The organism is Xanthomonas sp. NCPPB 1068, from assembly GCF_041479385.2.
Lineage (GTDB): Bacteria > Pseudomonadota > Gammaproteobacteria > Xanthomonadales > Xanthomonadaceae > Xanthomonas > Xanthomonas cannabis.
In genome coordinates this window covers 1,748,944-1,765,105 of the sequence record NZ_CM192986.1, presented here as the reverse complement: position 1 = coordinate 1,765,105, position 16,162 = coordinate 1,748,944, and the positions used below count along the sequence as shown (strand labels likewise).

The following is a 16,162-nucleotide window of genomic DNA, read 5'->3' as shown; positions in this document are numbered from 1 at the left end:
GCTCGATGCATTGCCATACCGAACGCCGTTGAGCGTTGCCACGACCGCGCCTGGCGTGTCAATGGTAATGCGAGGTGAGTGGCTGCCACGTTTGGCCATCGATTGAGGGACGAGCGGCTGATGCCCCTGCAGGCTCGCCCTCATCCGCCCTTCGGACACCTTCTCCCGATGGGAGAAGGAATGAGGTCTTGCCGCGACGGGAAACGCATGGCGTCTCCTGTCGCTCCCCGCGAGACAGACGTCGCTTACGACGTCATACGGTCCCAGAAACCCTTGACGCCATCGATGAAGGTGGCCGACTTGGGCGAATGCTTGCGCGCATCCTCACCGGTGAACGTGGCCTCGAACTGTTGCAGCAGCTCACGTTGATCGGCGGTGAGGTTGACCGGGGTTTCCACCACCACGCGGCAATACAGATCGCCTTCGCTGCGGCTGCGCACCGAGCGCACGCCCTTGCCGCGCAGGCGGAACAGCTTGCCGGTCTGGGTTTCGGCCGGGATGCGAATTTCCGCCTCGCCGCCCAAGGTCGCCACGCGGACGGTATCGCCGAGCGCCGCCTGCGAGATGCGGATCGGCACTTCGCAGTGCAGGTCGTCGCCATCGCGCTGGAAGATCGCATGCTCACGCACGCGCACTTCCACATACAGATCGCCCGGCGGTGTACCGGCCGGACCGGCCTCGCCCTCGCCTGCCAGACGAATCCGGTCGCCGGTATCCACGCCGGCCGGCACCTTGATCGACAGCACCTTGTCCTCTTCCACGCGCCCTGCCCCGTGGCAGGTCTTGCACGGGTTCTGGATCAACGTGCCGCGCCCGTCGCAATGCGGGCAGCTCTGCTGCATCGCGAAGATGCCGCGCTGGATGCGGACCTGGCCGCGTCCATGGCAGGTACCACAGGTCTCGACCTTGCCGTCTTCCGAGCCGCTGCCATGGCATGGCGTGCACTCGATCAGGGTCGGGATCTCGATGCGTCGCTCGATGCCGGCGACGGCTTCTTCCAGATCCAGTTCCAGGACGTAACCGACGTCGGCACCACGTCGCGCAGCGCGCGGACCGGCGGCGCCACCGCCAAAAATATTGCCGAAGATATCGCCAAAGATATCTCCCATGTCCGGGCCACCAGGCCCGCCACCACCGCCCATGCCGTGCTCGAACGCCGCATGGCCGTGCGCGTCATAGGCACGACGCTTATTGCCATCGGACAGCACTTCGTAGGCTTCCTTGCACTCCTTGAACGCCGCTTCGGCAGCAGCGTCGCCGGGGTTGCGGTCCGGGTGGTGCTTCATTGCACAACGCCGATACGCCTTCTTCAGCTCTTCGTCGCTGGCGCCACGGGCCACGCCCAGCACTTCGTAATAATCGCGTTTGCTCATAAGCCGGGATTCGGGATTCGTGATTTGAGATTCGTTGAAACGCGAAAGCGGACAGCATGTGCTGTTCCGCCCTGGCGACGCGACGCGTAGAGGATATCGGGGTGGGGACTCACCCGCACGGCGGCGTGCGAATCCCCACTCCCGACTCCCGAATCACGGCTTACTTCTTGTCGTCCTTGACCTCGGTGAACTCGGCGTCCACCACGTCGTCGGCGGCCTTGGAAGCCTGCGCATTGCCGCTGGCCGCATCGGCGTTGCCGCCCTGCTCTGCTGCGGCAGCCGCGGCGTACAGCGACTGGCCGGCTTCTTCCAGCGTCTTGCTGCGCGCTTCGATCTGCGCCTTGTCGTCGCCCTTCATGGCGGTTTCCAGATCCGACAGCGCCGCTTCCACCTTGCCGATCACATCGCCACCGACTTTGCTGCCATGCTCGGTGATCGCGGTGCGGGTGGCGTGGATCAGGCCATCGGCCTGGTTGCGGGTCTGCACCAGCTCCTGGAACTTCTTGTCTTCTTCGCGGTTGGCTTCCGCGTCGGCGACCATGCGCTGGATCTCTTCGTCCGACAGGCCCGAACCGGCCTTGATCTCGACCTTCTGTTCCTTGTTGGTCTTCTTGTCCTTGGCCGAGACGTGCAGGATGCCGTTGGCGTCGATGTCGAAGGACACCTCCACCTGCGGCATGCCGCGCGGCGCCGGCTCGATGCCGGACAGGTCGAACTTGGCCAGCGACTTGTTGAAGCGGGCCTGCTCGCGCTCACCCTGCAACACGTGCACGGTCACGGCCGACTGGTTGTCTTCGGCGGTGGAGAAGGTCTGCGACGCCTTGGTCGGGATGGTGGTGTTCTTTTCGATGATCTTGGTGAACACGCCGCCCATGGTTTCGATACCCAGCGACAGCGGGGTCACGTCCAGCAGCAGCACGTCCTTGACGTCGCCGGCCAGCACGCCGCCCTGGATCGCAGCGCCCACGGCCACGGCTTCGTCCGGATTGACGTCCTTGCGCGGTTCCTTGCCGAAGAAATCGGCAACCGCCTGCTGCACCTTCGGCATGCGGGTCTGACCGCCGACCAGGATCACTTCGTTGATGTCGCTGGCGCGCAGGCCGGCGTCGTTCAACGCGGTGCGGCACGGCTCAATCGACTTCTTGACCAGGTCTTCGACCAGCGCTTCGAGCTTGGCACGCGTCAACTTGATGTTGAGGTGCTTCGGGCCCGAGGCGTCGGCAGTGACGTACGGCAGGTTCACTTCGGTCTGCTGGCTGGACGACAACTCGATCTTGGCGCGCTCTGCCGCGTCCTTCAGGCGCTGTAGCGCCAACGGATCCTTGCGCAGATCGATGCCTTGATCCTTGTTGAATTCGTCGACCAGGTACTCGATGACGCGGTTGTCGAAGTCTTCGCCGCCCAGGAAGGTGTCGCCGTTGGTGGCCAGCACTTCGAACTGCTTCTCGCCATCGACTTCGGCAATTTCAATGATCGAGACGTCGAAGGTGCCGCCGCCCAGGTCGTACACGGCAATCTTGCGGTCGCCGCCGTTCTTGTCCAGGCCATAGGCCAGGGCTGCCGCGGTCGGCTCGTTGATGATGCGCTTGACGTCCAGACCGGCGATGCGGCCAGCGTCCTTGGTGGCCTGACGCTGGCTGTCGTTGAAGTACGCCGGCACGGTGATGACCGCTTCGGTGACCTTCTCGCCGAGGAAGTCTTCGGCGGTCTTCTTCATCTTCTCCAGCACGCGCGCGGAGATTTCCTGCGGCGCCATGCGCTTGCCATCGCTGGTCTGCACCCAGGCATCGCCGTTGTCGTGCGCCAGGATGCCGTACGGCACGTGCGAGATGTCCTTCTGCACTTCGCCGTCGGTGAACTTGCGGCCGATCAGGCGCTTCACCGCGTAGAAGGTGTTCTTCGGGTTGGTCACGGCCTGGCGCTTGGCCGAGGCACCGACCAGCACTTCGCCGTCCTTGGTGTAGGCGACGATCGAGGGCGTGGTGCGGTCGCCCTCGGAATTTTCGATGACGCGGGCCTTGCCGCCGTCCATGATCGCCACGCACGAGTTCGTGGTGCCGAGGTCAATACCAATGATCTTGCCCATGGATACGCTCCTGATGATTCTGTAGCTGTGTCCGGCGACGCCGGGTCTGGCTGAGATGTGGGGGTGGTGCGCAGGTGTTCAAGCCATCCGTGCGCATCTGTGTTTCACCGGCGCGCCTGGCAGTTCAGCCGGGCGCTGCCGGTCAGTCGTGCTTGGCCACGACCACCAGGGCCGGACGCAGCAGGCGGTCGTTGAGCAGGTAGCCCTTCTGGAACACCTGCACGATGTGGCCGGGCGCGATGCCTTCGGCCTCGCCCTGGCTGATCGCCTGGTGCTGGTCGGGGTTGAACGGCTGGCCGACCGGGTCGAGCAGGGTCAGGCCATTGTCGGCAGCGACCTTGAGCAATTGCTTGTAGGTCATGTCCAGGCCATCGCGCAGCGGGCTGGGCTCGCTGCCGGCGGCGGTCAACCCGGCGTCCAGGCTGTCGAACACCGGCAGCAGCTCGCCCAGCAGCTTCTCGTTGGCGAACTTGCGGGCGTTCTCGACATCGCGGGCGATGCGCTTGCGCTGGTTTTCCAGGTCGGCGCGCTCGCGCAGGGCGTCGGCCTTGACCAACGCGATCTCGCTGCGCAGCGACTCGATCTCGGCCTTGAGCGGATCGGTCTCGGGTGGGTTCTGGGACAGGTCTTCGGAGTCGAATTCGGGGTGGTCTTGGTTCATGTGCAGTTCCCGGGCAAGCGGAACGCCCGCCCCAACGTCACCCCGTATGTGGGCGCTCGCGCGCGTTTCAAGCAAACAATCGCGCCGATCGCCGCCGGTTATCGCGCGCCGGGCGGCTCCATGGCCGCGCCCAGCACCTCGGCGGCAGTCTGCACCAGCGGAATCACCCGGTCATAGGCCATGCGTTTGGGACCGATCACGCCCAGCACGCCCAGCACCTGGCCGTTGGCGGTGTATGGCGCGGTGACCAGCGAGACATCGTCCAGCGACACCATGCCGGTTTCCTCGCCGATGAAAATGCGCACGCCCGGCGCCTGGATGGTGCGTTCGAGCAACTGCAGGATCTCGCGCTTGCTGGCGAAGGCCTCGAACAGCTCGCGCAGCCGGTCCAGGTCCGACAGGTCCTGCACGCCCATCAGGCGGGTCTGCCCGGCCATCACCATGTCGTCGGCATCGGCCGGCACCAGCGCCTCGCTGGCCAGGTCCACGCTGTGCGCCAGCAGCTGCTCCATCTCGTTCTTGGCCATGCGCAGCTCGCGCAGCAGGCTGACGCGGATGTCCGACAGCGCGCGCCCGGCGAACTGCGCATTGAGGTAATTGGCCACCCGTTCCAGCTCGGCGGGCTCGTAGGCGCGGCGCGGCTCGATCACCCGGTTCTGCACCTCGTTGTCGGCAAACACCAGGATCGCCAGCACCCGGCGCGCGTCCAGCGCCACGAAATCGATATGCCGGAACGCAAACTGCTCGCGCCGCGGCGCACTGACCACCCCGACGAAGTGACTCATCGCCGACAGCATCTGCGAGGCGCTGCCCAGCAACGATTGGGTTCCGTTGCCGCTGGCGAGCTCCGCGCGCAGGCGGCGCACTTCGTCTTCGCCGGGCGGCTGCATCTGCACCAGGCTGTCGACGAAGACCCGGTAGCCATGTGCAGTCGGAATACGCCCGGCCGAGGTGTGCGGGGAGCTGAGCAGGCCCACGTCTTCCAGGTCGGCAAGAATGTTGCGGATGGTGGCCGGGCTGACATCCAGCCCGGCATGCTGGGCCAGGGTCTTGGACCCCACCGGCTCGCCGTCGCGGATGTAGCGCGCGATCAGGGTGCGCAGCAACTGGCGGGCGCGGGGATCGAGCATTGGGGACTGGGACGCGCGCATGGGATCATCCGGTGAGACTGGGCATAGATAATGTCTGGCCTCGGGGATGGCAAGCGCCTGATTCCCCGTCTGCCCCTCCCACCCTAAGCTTCCCCAAAGCGTTCACACTCGACCCCATGCTCAGACACCTCTCGATCAAGGATTTCGCCGTTGTCCGTGCCACCGAACTGGAATTCGGGCCGGGCATGACCGTGGTGTCGGGCGAAACCGGCGCCGGCAAGTCGCTGATGGTGGACGCGCTGGGCTTTCTGTCCGGCCTGCGCGCCGATAGCGGCGTGGTGCGCCACGGTGCCGACCGCGCCGAACTGTCGGCCGAATTCCAGCTGCCGGCCGAGCACCCCGGCCTGGGCTGGCTGGCCGACAACGAACTGGATGACGATGCCCAGTGCCAGCTGCGCCGGATCATCCGCGCCGACGGTGGCTCGCGTGCCTGGATCAACGGCCGCCCAGTCACCTCCTCGCAACTGGCCGAGCTGGCCTCCCGGCTGGTGGAAATCCACGGCCAGCACGAGCACCAGGCGCTGATGGCCCGGCACAGCCAGCTCGCTCTGCTCGATGCCTATGCCCGCAACAGCGCCCAGCGCGAGCAGGTGCGCCAGGCCAGCCAGCGCTGGCAGGCGCTGCTGGACGAGCGCGACGCGCTTTCGGCACAGGGCGATGTCTCCGACCGCATCGGCTTCCTCGAGCACCAACTGGCCGAACTGGAACGCGAGGACCTGGACCCGGCCGCGATCGCCGCCCTGGACGTCAATCACCGCCGCCAGGCCCATGCCACCGCGCTGATCGGCGCCTGCGACAGCGTGGCCCAACAGCTCAACGGCGACGACGGCGCCAGCGCGCTGGGCCTGTTGCAGGACAGTCGACACGATCTGGCCCGCGTGGCCGAGCACGAACCGCGCCTGGGTGAGGTGGACGCACTGCTGGACAGCGCCGTGATCCAGATCGAAGAGGCACTGGCCCTGCTCGACCGCGTGCGCGACGACCTGGACGCCGACCCGGCCCAGTTCGAGGCCATGGAACGCCGCCTAGGCCGGCTGCACGACCTGGCGCGCAAACATCGCGTCGCCCCGGACGAGCTGGCCGCCCACCGCGACCACCTGAGCGCCGAGGTGGAGAGCCTACGCGGCGCCGACGAGCGCCTGCAGCAGCTGGACAAGCACATCGACACCGCCACCGGCGTCTGGCGCAGTGCGGCCAGCGTGCTCAGCGCCAGCCGCCAGAGCGCCGCCGAGGCCCTGTCGGCCGCCACCACCACCCTGATCGGCGAACTGGGCATGGGCGGTGGGCAATTCCTGATCCAGCTGCAGCCACACGACAGCGCCCGGCCGGACCCCAACGGCGCCGAACGGGTGGAATTCCTGGTAGCCGCCAACGCCGGGCAACCGCCGCGTGCCCTGCGCAAGGTCGCCTCCGGCGGCGAGCTATCGCGTATCTCGCTGGCCATCGAGGTGGCCGCGCTCGGCCTGGACAGCGTGCCGACCATGGTGTTCGACGAAGTGGATTCGGGCATCGGCGGCGCGGTGGCCGATATCGTCGGGCAAAAGCTGCGCGCCCTGGGCGAAGAACGCCAGGTGCTGTGCGTGACCCACCTGCCGCAGGTTGCGGCCAAGGGCCACGCGCACTACCGGGTCAGCAAGGCACCGGTGGACGGCATGACCCAGAGCGCGGTGGAACTGCTCGGCCCGCAAGCCCGCCAGGAAGAACTGGCGCGCATGCTCGGCGGCGTGGAAGTGAGCAAGGAAGCCCGCGCGGCTGCCCGCAAGCTGTTGCAAAGCGCCTGATCGGGGCCGGCAGCGCCTAGTGCCGCCACGCCGGTGCGACGGCGGCGGCAGTGATGACGCGTGGCAGCACGACCGTCGTGCGCTTGCGAGAGTTCCTTTCCACTGACGAGACTCCCTACCCTCGTCAGCAAGACGCCCTTGCTCCGCTGACGAGGCTCCCTCCCCCGTCTGCGGGGGAAGGTGCCCGAAGGGCGGATGGGGGCGGCATCGCTGCGACGCGACTACGACAGGGGCGACAGCCGTACACGGTGTCGCCCCTCATCCGGCGCTGCGCGCCACCTTCTCCCGCCAGCGGGAGAAGGGATGCCTGGCTGCACGTGATCTGCCGGTTGCACCGCAACTGACTACCCACCGCGCCCTTTCCTCGCCCGCGGGGGGGAAGGTGCCCGAGGGGCGGATGGGGGCGACATCGCTGCGACGCGACCACGACAGGCGCGACAGCCGTAAACGGTGCCGCCCTCATCCGGCGCTGCGCGCCACCTTCTCCCGCCAGCGGGAGAAGGGATGCCTGGCTGCGCGTGATCTGCCGATTGCACCGCAACTGACCACCCACCGCGCCCTTCCCCCGCCTGCGGGGGAAGGTGCCCGAAGGGCGGATGGGGGCGACATCGCTGCGACGCGACTACGACAGGCGCGACAGCCGTACACGGTGTCGCCCCTCATCCGGCGCTGCGCGCCACCTTCTCCCGCCAGCGGGAGAAGGGATGCCTGGCTACGCGCGATCTACCGGTTGCACCGCGACTGACCACCCACCTGCTCCCTTCCCCCGCCTGCGGGGGAAGGTGCCCGAAGGGCGGATGGGGGCAAGCCCGTGCATCAAATCCAACTTCACGCCCCAGAACGCACAAGGCGGCCGAAGCCGCCTTGTCATTCGCCCCTGCGATACACCTGGCTCAGCGCGGACGCTTCTTGCGCACGTACAGCACCAGCGAATGCTCTTCCAGCTCGTAGCCGTGCTTGGCCGCAATCTGGCGCTGCAGCGCTTCAATCTCTTCGCTTTCGAACTCGATGACGTGACCGGTATCCACATCGACCATATGGTCGTGGTGGCCGCCGCGATCGAGCTCGTATACGGCCTGCCCGCCCTCGAAATTGTGCTTGAGCACCAGGCCGGCGGCTTCGAACTGCGTCAGCACGCGGTACACCGTGGCCAGCCCGATCTCGTCGCCGTGATCGAGCAGCTGCCGGTAGATGTCTTCTGCGCTGAGGTGATGCTGGTTGCTCTTCTGTTCGAGCAACTCCAGGATCCGCATGCGCGGATGGGTCACCTTGAGCCCGACTTTGCGCAGGTCGTGGGTTTCCATATGTTCTCCGTTCATTGGCGATTTAGCGCCAGCTGCCATCAAACGGGTCGCGGCGACCGGCGGGAGTGTATCATCGGCGTGATTTCCTCAGCACTTACTCCCCGATGCGCAATCTCCTGCTGGTCGCCGCCATTGCTCTTTCCACCGCTGGCTGCGGCATCATCTACAAGCAGCCGATCTACCAGGGCAACCTGATCAAGCAGAACGCCGTGGAGCAACTGCAGGTAGGCCAGAGCAAGCAGCAGGTCAGCGCGTTGCTGGGGACGCCGTCCATTCCCGACCCGTTCCATGCGCAGCGTTGGGACTACACGTCCACCCAGCGCGTCGACCGCCTGGCGCATACCGAAGTCAAGAATTTCACCGTGTTCTTCGAGAACGATCAGGTGACGCGTTGGGAAGGCGATTATTTCCCGTCGCAGGACGAGCAGCTGGCCAAGTCCGCGCCCAAGCAGTTCGGCCGCAACCTAGCCCGCGACAAGAAGAAGCAACGCGGCCGTTGATGGCCAGGTTGCAGGTCGGGCGATTGCCCGGCCCTATGCAGCGCCTTGAAAACCGGCCAGTGATGCCGTTTTTTTGTTCCATCTGTGCGGAACAGTTCGCTCAACAACACTTCGCCTGACGACGATGGACAACCGTGCAACTACGTACCGGATCCGCTCTTCCGGTCGGGCGCAGCGCGTCGACGACGGGCTTCCTTGGGGTCCAGCAGCAGCGGCCTGAGCAATTCGATCCGGTCACCCGCGCACAGTGCCTGCTCCGGCCGTACCACCACACCGTGAATCGCCAGCGCGGCAGGCGTGTAGTCCCGCGTCAGCCCGGAGGAGGCCACCGCCTCGGCAACCGTCGTGCCCTGCGGCACCTCCAGCTGCACGCTGCTGTAGCGGTCAGGCCAGGCCAGGACGACCTCGACCTGCACCGTCATACGTCGCCGCGGTCGGCGACGCGCACAAAGTCGTTGACCATGCGATCGGCCAGGCCCTGGAAGCCCAGCGCCAGCGCCGGGCCCAGCAAACGCGAGCTGGTCTCCACTTCGAGGGTCAGGCTGACCTTGCACGCGCTCTCGCCCAGGGCCTGAAATTCCCACAAGCCCTCCAGGCGCTTGAATGGCCCGTCGCGCAGATGCATCACGATGCGCTCGGGGCGTTCGAGGATGTTCTCGGTGGTGAACCAGGTGCGGAACGAGCCCAAGCCCAGATCCAGGCGCGCCACGATGTGCGCATCGTCCTGCTCGAGCACGTGGGCAGCGTCGCACCAGCCGAAGCGGCGCGGATAGGCGGCGACATCATTGACCAGATCGAACATGCGGGAGGCGCTGTGTTCGACCAGGGCGCTGCGACGGATGATAGGCATTCGTAACTTGTGAAAGACGGAAGATCGTTTGACGACACCGAATCGGCGACAATGGCGGCATGAGCAAGAAACCATCCAAGGATAAAGCAAACGGCGCGAAGGCCACGAAAACCATCGCCCTGAACAAGCGTGCGCGCCACGAATACCACCTGGAAGAACGCTACGAAGCCGGTCTGGCGCTGCAGGGCTGGGAGATCAAGGCGATCCGCGCCGGCCGCGCCAACATCGTCGACGGTTACGCGTATGTCCGTTCCGGCGAGATCTACCTGATCGGCGCCCAGATCACCCCGTTGATCCAGGCCTCCACGCACACGGTGCCGGTGGAACGACGCGACCGCAAACTGCTGCTGCACCGGGCCGAGATCGACAAGGTGCTCACCCGCGTCGAGCGCGAGGGCTATACCCTGGTGCCCACCGCGCTGTACTGGAGCAGCAACAAGGTCAAGCTGGAAATTGCCCTGGCCAAGGGCAAGCAGAATCACGACAAGCGCGACGCCGCCAAGGACCGCGACTGGCAACGCGACAAGCAGCGCGTGATGCGCCGGCATAATCGTGATGCCTAAGGTGCCGGGAATCGGGAATTGGGAATTGGGAATTGGGAATCGCAACAGCGGGGGCTGCTTCTGACTTGCCGCGAGTCTAGCTGCCGCATCGCACGACCAGGCACGCTTTTACGATTCCTGATTCCTGATTCCTGATTCCCGATTCCCGATTCCCGATTCCCGATTCCCGATTCCCGATTCCCGATTCCCGATTCCCGATTCCCAACTCCCGATTCACGTCTTTCCAAGCATGCGCATCAAATTCGGCACTCCCCTGCCCTGTACGTAGCGGTCGCGCTGCAGGTCGGTGCTGGTGTCCAGCAGCAGTTGCTTGACCCGGTCGGGGAAGCCGATGAACTCGCGGCGCGCCGATAAGAACCCGGCCAGCACGCCTGAGACATGCGGTGCGGCCATGCTGGTGCCGCTCATTTCCACCATCAGGCTGGCCGGGTCTTTCGGGTCGAAGTCGTAGTAGGCCGAGACGATCTTTTCGCCCGGGGCCACCACGTCGGGTTTGCCGCGGCCGTCGGCGGTGGGCCCGCGCGAAGAGAAATACGACACGCCATAGTTGTGCGGGCTGCTCTTGTGCACCGAGCCCACCACGATGGCGTCTTCCAGATTGCCCGGATCGCTGATCGACAGGTCCATGTTGGCCGGATAGGCATCGCCATCCTTGCCCATCAACCAGGCCAGCCCCTCGTTACCGGCGGCCACCACCACCAGCACGCCTTGCCGCCACAACCGCCGCAGCTCGTTGCATAGCGGCGTAAAACCGCAGCCGTAGCTTTCCGGGTCGAAATAGCCGCCCAGGCTCAGATTGACGCCGTGGATGACCAGTTCGCCAGCGCGTTCGTTGATCGCGGCCACCTGCTGCACCGCCTTGATCATCCACGAATCGCGGCCATTGCCTGCATCGTCGAGCACCTTGAAACCATACAGCCGGGCGTCCGGCGCCATGCCGGCAAACTCGAGCGGGCGACCGGGCGTGCCGTGCGCATCGGCAATCACCGCCTGACACTGGCCGGCGATGATGCCGGCAATGTGCGTGCCGTGCCCATGCCGATCGAGCCGGGTGAACGCTTCGCCATCGGCGCGGGTCAGTTGCCTGGGCGCGCCGCGCCGCGTGCAATCCCATTGCGCCACCACGTTGTCGCGCTGCCCCTTGGCGAAGAAATGCGGATGCCCGGCCGCGATGCCGGTATCCAGGACTGCCCAGCCGATCTCCTGCCCGCGCGCGCGATACGCCGTGCGCGCGGCATCGGCGTGCAGCACGTTGCCGGAGACGTGAATCAGCGCGCGCTTGCCGGCATCACGCCACACCCGGCGAAAGCCCAATGCGCGATAGCGGTCCTGCAGCGATTCGATTTCGAAACGGGTCAACCGGGCCGAGACGAATCGCTGCAGGCCATCTTCCAGTTCGATCGCTTCATCCAGGGCATCGCCTGTCAGGCCGGTACTGCGTGCGGCGGTCTCACGCAGCTGGCGCAGCAGCAGCGCACGCACGCTGCCCGGGTCGTGCCCCGACAGCCGCCGATCCAGCTCGATCAGTACCTCGTGCCGATGGTCGGGGCCATGCGCCTCGAGCTGCTCACTGAGATCCTTGATCAACACCGCGTTGGACACCGGTTGATCGAAGCCGACGCCAACCGCCTGACGCACGGCAGCGCGCACCTGCGGGATCGACAGATAGCCCGAGCCCGAGTGGGCGTTGTGCTGCCAGTCCGGATTCAGCCGCGCGCCGGCCAGGTTGTCAAAACGTCCCTTGGCATTGGCGATGTCATCGGTGAGATCCGGGTCCAGCGCGATCGGGTCGCGCGTTTCGGCCACGTTGATCCACTGCTGGACGCAGTCGGGAAACGGCAGCTTGCGGGTACCCGTCCAGCGCTTGAACATGCTGCGCACCTGCGGCAACCCAAGCGGCGATCCCAGGGTTAAAAATAGCGTCACCTCGCAGTCGGCGGCGCGCAGTTGCCGCAACACGTCATAGGCAATCATCGAGCCCTGGCTATGGGCGACCACCACAAACGGCCCGCCGCCCGAGCGCAACCGCTGCACCAGGCTGTCGCGCATCACTGCGGCACGCTCCGGTACGAAAAAAAAGTCATGCACATCCTGCAGCAGCGCTGCGGAGATCAGCCGCAGCAGGACCCGATTGACCGCATCGACCGGCCCCTTGGCCTGCACGCTACCCGCGCCGCTTTTGCCATCCAGCTCGTCGAGCAGGCGATGCAGATCCGACCGCTCCTGTTCGCCCTGCGCCAGGGCGTCTGCAAGCAGATGCAGATCCTGCTCGCCCGGCACCACCCCCAGCGTGCTCAATACGCGTTGCACGCCCTGGTTGAGCGCCGGTCCCACATCGCGCGCATCGCAAGTGCCCGGCTCAGCAACCGGATAGCGCTCGCGATTGACCCAGTACGCAAGCCGGGTGCGCTCCCCCATCGGCCGCCCGAACAAGGCCTTGTCCCACTGGCACCGCAACACCTCGGCCGGCGGCTTGTTACCGATGCCATGGATATAGATCACGGTGCGCGCCTTGCCCTGCACGCGCGTGGCGGCGACAGCCGGTTCATTCGCCTGCCGGGTGCGTTGCACTCGCTGGCGCGACGGTGCGGGTTCGGTGTCGCCGGCCGTGCGCGACATGGCGCGCCGCGTGCGTGAACGTGGGGGCTTGCCTGTCGCCATCGCTTCGCTCCTCGCTTGCAGACTGTTCGGTTCGGTACCGCCTGAAGCCACTGTAAGCGCAGCCCATCTCAACACTTGTGACAGGGCGCGCCGATCCCTACACTGGGGTGGTCAGCGTTTGATGCTTTCCCCGGGGGTGCACTGGTTTCGACGGGGGGTCGCGAAGTCGCTTGGCGCATGCCGAGGGGGCAGCTTTCCTCGTTAATCCAGCAGCAAACTTTTAGTTGCCAACGACGACAACTACGGTTCGGACTACGCTATCGCCGCTTAATTGGCTTTAGTTGTTAGTTCTACAGCCGCCTAAGGCGAACCCCCGAACCTACTTGTGCCCGTGCTCGTAGATGTAGGGTCATTATCACGGAACCGCCGGTAGTGGCTGCCTGTCAGCTGCCGGCTAGATCAAGCAGGCTGGTTTCCAGGTGCGCTTTGCCCGCCGTGCTGCCTGGGAACGAGATCTAACGGAGGGATAAGCATGTAGTGCCGGGGATGGAGTGCTTCCGGACGGCGGTTCGATTCCGCCCACCTCCACCACACCACGGTCCTAAGACGACCGACCAAGGCCGGGAATCCTTCCATGAAGGGTTCCCGGCCTTTTTCATGGGCGTTCGATGCGTTTGCGTAGCAGGCGGGACGCCGCGGTGAACAGTTCGCCACCAGGCGTGTCAGTTAGTGACGCGCACCGTCGGGTTCGGCGCCCGTGCTGCGCGGCTGCGGGCAGGGATCGATGTCCGTATCCAGAGCCGCCTCACCGCGGAGTTGATCGAACAGCGCGAGCAGTTCGGTGGCTTCCTGCTGCAGCAGGACCAGGGCGCTCTTGTTGGGCTCTTCCACTGCATTGCTCCGACGGCGCTCCCCAGCGCCCTGCGGCAACCGACGCAAACTGCGTGCCAGCGTGACGATGCCGGCAGCCGCGACGCGTGGACTCAGTCGGTTGGTCCAACTCGCGCAACGACATTTGCGGGAGAAGCCCTCCGATCAGCAGCAGGAAAACAGCGGCACCCTCGACATGCAGCGGCGGAGCGGCAGTGGGATCGAAACGATAGCCGCTCAGGTGTATTCGAGCTGCCGCTGTGCTTCGGCGTGCATGGCTTCCAGCGTCACCATGCCGGCGACGCGGGCGGCCGACATGGCGCTGCGGTGGTCCGGGAATGTCGGCGACAGCCTGGCGCCTGCGAGCTCGCCGCTCGCCTTGCCGGTGCCGATCTGCTCGATGTTCCAGTCCGCGCTCCAGGACTCGGCGGCATCGCCACTGCGCGATGCGTGGCAGGTCAACTGGTAGCGTCCAAGAAAAATGACCAATGTGTGCTCGGCTCGACGGTTCGTCACGAGCATACCGGCACGACGTGGCGGCGACGAGTGCTGCCCCGTCTGCCAGCTGACTGCCCCACCTGGGCACGCGGCTTGCATCGGACTCAACCAGACCATCGGTGTTGGGGAACACGGTGTTGACCAAAAAAGCAAAACGCCGTGCCGCCGGAGCCTTGCTGCTCGGCGGGGCCATCTTCGTCCTGATCGGAGTGGGCGGTTACTTCACCACCCAGCGTTCGCTGTCCGATGCCGGCTGGGTGACGCATACGCAGGAGGTGTTGGCCGGCATCGACGAGATCCAGGCGGGCCTGCTGTCGGCAGAGTCGTCGGTGCGCGGCTACGTGCTCACCGACAACGAGGCATTTCTGGGGGTGTACGCCGATGCGATCGGGCGCCTGCCCGAGCGCATCGTGCGGCTGGATGCCCTGGTCCAGGACAACCCGGTGCAGAGGCGCAACGCGCGTGCGCTGGGGCAGCTGGTGGACAAGCGATTGGTGCAGATCAACGACCTGCTGCACAGCTATCGCGCGCATGGACTGGATGGCGCGCGCGGGTCGATCGCGCGGGGCGTGTTCCAGACCTCCGCGGCCCTGCGGCGGCAGGTGCAGACCATGACCGAGCTGGAACGCCATGAGCTGGTCAAACGCACCGAGGCCAACACCAGCAGCGCGCAGTGGGTGCTGCGCATGACCGTGATCGGCATCGTCAGCGGGCTGCTGGTGATGCTGCTGGCCTACCGCCTGCTGGCGCGCGAGCTGCAGCGGCGGGTGCATGCCGAAGACGCTGCCAGCCATACCAGCGAGCGCCTGGTGGAATCGTTCGCGGCCCTGGAGCGCACGTCTGCCGGCCTGGAAGCGCTGGCGCGGTATTCGGGCCTGCTGCAGAACTGCCGTGACGCCGAAGAAGCGCTGGAAATCACCGCACGCACGATCGCGCCACTGATTCCCGGCGCCGCAGGGGCCGTATACCTGCTGCGCGCATCGCGCGATCGCGCCGAGCAGGTGGTGGCCTGGGGCGCAATGGCCGACGGCGACAGCCCGAGCATTGCGCCGGACACCTGCTGGGCGCTGCGTCGCGACCGTACCCATGTGGTGGATGACGCCAGCGCCGGCATGCTGTGCCGCCACGCCGACGCCAATCTTCCGGCGCATGCCAGCACGGTGTGCATTCCGTTGTCGGCCCAGGGCACACAGTTGGGCATGCTGGCACTGCGCAGCGACGACCCCGGCGGCCTGGCCACGTTGACGGTGGCCGAAGCGGCGGCCGAACAGCTTTCGCTGGTGCTGCACAGCCTGCGTCTGCGCGAGACGCTGCGCCAGCAGTCGATCCGCGACCCGCTCACCGGCCTGTACAACCGACGCTATCTGGAAGAAGCGCTCAACCACGAACTGGCGCGCTGCACACGCCGGGTGCAACCGCTCTCGGTGCTGATGCTGGACGTGGACCATTTCAAGCGGTTCAACGACCTGCACGGCCACAGCGGCGGCGATCGGGTGCTGGCGGCGATCGGCGAGCTGCTGCTGGCGCAGACGCGCGGCGAAGACATCTGCTGCCGCTACGGCGGCGAGGAATTGACGATCATCCTCCCCGAGGTGGACCTGCCGGTGGCCTGCATGATGGCCGAGAAGCTGCGCGCCGGCATCGAGGCCTTGCAGGTGATGGCCGATGGCGTGTCGCTGCCGAAGATCACCGCATCGTTCGGTGTAGCGAGCTTTCCCGAGCATGCGGGCAACGCCGCGCAACTGCTGCGGCGCGCAGACGAGGCGCTGTATCGGGCCAAGCAGGCCGGACGCAATCAGGTGGTGGGCGCCGCGGCGCTCGCACGTGCAGGGCTGGCCCCGCTGCCCCTGAGCGATACGGCTGCTCGGCAGCGGTGATCAACCCGACGCGGCGAGGCGGCGATGGAAATCTGCTGGCCGATCCT

14 protein-coding genes and 1 other RNA gene are annotated in these 16,162 nt (G+C 66.1%); 5 read left to right on the top strand and 10 right to left on the bottom strand.

What is annotated here, in order from left to right; all coding sequences use genetic code 11:
* Positions 1-245: 245 nt before the first annotated feature.
* The 4 genes from dnaJ to hrcA all read right to left on the bottom strand — a co-directional run bounded on the left by dnaJ (position 246) and on the right by hrcA (position 5,250).
* On the bottom strand, positions 246-1,373 hold the full coding sequence (dnaJ, locus tag ACCQ12_RS07590) for a molecular chaperone DnaJ (RefSeq protein ID WP_047696736.1): 1,128 nt from the start codon (positions 1,371-1,373) through the stop codon (positions 246-248).
* A 160-nt stretch (positions 1,374-1,533) separates the two neighbouring features.
* Positions 1,534-3,459: a molecular chaperone DnaK gene (gene dnaK, locus ACCQ12_RS07585; RefSeq protein WP_372383299.1), complete on the bottom strand. Its 1,926-nt coding sequence runs from the start codon at positions 3,457-3,459 to the stop codon at positions 1,534-1,536.
* 142 nt (positions 3,460-3,601) lie between these two features.
* Positions 3,602-4,120 (bottom strand): nucleotide exchange factor GrpE, encoded by a 519-nt coding sequence (gene grpE, locus ACCQ12_RS07580; protein WP_047696740.1) that lies wholly within the window; start codon positions 4,118-4,120, stop codon positions 3,602-3,604.
* 98 nt (positions 4,121-4,218) lie between these two features.
* Complete coding sequence (gene hrcA / locus ACCQ12_RS07575) at positions 4,219-5,250, bottom strand: heat-inducible transcriptional repressor HrcA (RefSeq protein WP_179454557.1); 1,032 nt, start codon at positions 5,248-5,250, stop codon at positions 4,219-4,221.
* Between the two features lie 137 nt (positions 5,251-5,387).
* On the opposite strand from hrcA, the gene recN reads away from it, so the two are divergent.
* Positions 5,388-7,052: a DNA repair protein RecN gene (recN, locus tag ACCQ12_RS07570; protein ID WP_372383298.1), complete on the top strand. Its 1,665-nt coding sequence runs from the start codon at positions 5,388-5,390 to the stop codon at positions 7,050-7,052.
* An 893-nt stretch (positions 7,053-7,945) separates the two neighbouring features.
* Here recN and fur read toward each other — a convergent pair.
* Positions 7,946-8,356 (bottom strand): ferric iron uptake transcriptional regulator, encoded by a 411-nt coding sequence (gene fur, locus ACCQ12_RS07565; protein WP_005988392.1) that lies wholly within the window; start codon positions 8,354-8,356, stop codon positions 7,946-7,948.
* Positions 8,357-8,460: 104 nt separating this feature from the next.
* Here fur and ACCQ12_RS07560 point away from each other — a divergent pair, with 104 nt between their 5' ends.
* Positions 8,461-8,856 (top strand): outer membrane protein assembly factor BamE, encoded by a 396-nt coding sequence (locus tag ACCQ12_RS07560; protein ID WP_039403293.1) that lies wholly within the window; start codon positions 8,461-8,463, stop codon positions 8,854-8,856.
* 140 nt (positions 8,857-8,996) lie between these two features.
* Here ACCQ12_RS07560 and ACCQ12_RS07555 read toward each other — a convergent pair whose 3' ends face one another.
* Positions 8,997-9,278, bottom strand: coding sequence for an RnfH family protein (locus ACCQ12_RS07555; protein ID WP_372383297.1), 282 nt, complete (start codon positions 9,276-9,278; stop codon positions 8,997-8,999).
* On the bottom strand, positions 9,275-9,706 hold the full coding sequence (locus ACCQ12_RS07550) for a type II toxin-antitoxin system RatA family toxin (protein ID WP_372383296.1): 432 nt from the start codon (positions 9,704-9,706) through the stop codon (positions 9,275-9,277). Before ACCQ12_RS07550 ends, ACCQ12_RS07555 begins: the two co-directional genes overlap by 4 nt.
* A 59-nt stretch (positions 9,707-9,765) precedes the next feature.
* Between ACCQ12_RS07550 and smpB the strand changes: the two genes are divergently transcribed.
* Positions 9,766-10,269 carry an SsrA-binding protein SmpB gene (smpB, locus tag ACCQ12_RS07545; protein ID WP_005988385.1) on the top strand — a complete coding sequence of 168 codons (504 nt, stop codon included), beginning with the start codon at positions 9,766-9,768 and terminating at the stop codon, positions 10,267-10,269.
* 213 nt (positions 10,270-10,482) lie between these two features.
* On the opposite strand, the gene ACCQ12_RS07540 is transcribed toward smpB, so the two are convergent.
* Positions 10,483-12,930 carry a S8 family peptidase gene (locus tag ACCQ12_RS07540; protein ID WP_372383295.1) on the bottom strand — a complete coding sequence of 816 codons (2,448 nt, stop codon included), beginning with the start codon at positions 12,928-12,930 and terminating at the stop codon, positions 10,483-10,485.
* 132 nt (positions 12,931-13,062) lie between these two features.
* On the opposite strand from ACCQ12_RS07540, the gene ssrA reads away from it, so the two are divergent.
* Positions 13,063-13,461: a transfer-messenger RNA gene (gene ssrA / locus ACCQ12_RS07535) on the top strand.
* Between the two features lie 135 nt (positions 13,462-13,596).
* Here ssrA and ACCQ12_RS07530 read toward each other — a convergent pair.
* On the bottom strand, positions 13,597-13,761 hold the full coding sequence (locus tag ACCQ12_RS07530; RefSeq protein ID WP_372383294.1) for a hypothetical protein: 165 nt from the start codon (positions 13,759-13,761) through the stop codon (positions 13,597-13,599).
* A gap of 216 nt (positions 13,762-13,977) precedes the next feature.
* Entirely contained in the window at positions 13,978-14,229 is a 252-nt protein-coding gene (locus ACCQ12_RS07525; protein ID WP_039403307.1) for a hypothetical protein, read from the bottom strand.
* 143 nt (positions 14,230-14,372) lie between these two features.
* Between ACCQ12_RS07525 and ACCQ12_RS07520 the strand changes: the two genes are divergently transcribed.
* Positions 14,373-16,115 (top strand): sensor domain-containing diguanylate cyclase, encoded by a 1,743-nt coding sequence (locus ACCQ12_RS07520; RefSeq protein ID WP_372383293.1) that lies wholly within the window; start codon positions 14,373-14,375, stop codon positions 16,113-16,115.
* Positions 16,116-16,162 lie beyond the last annotated feature (47 nt).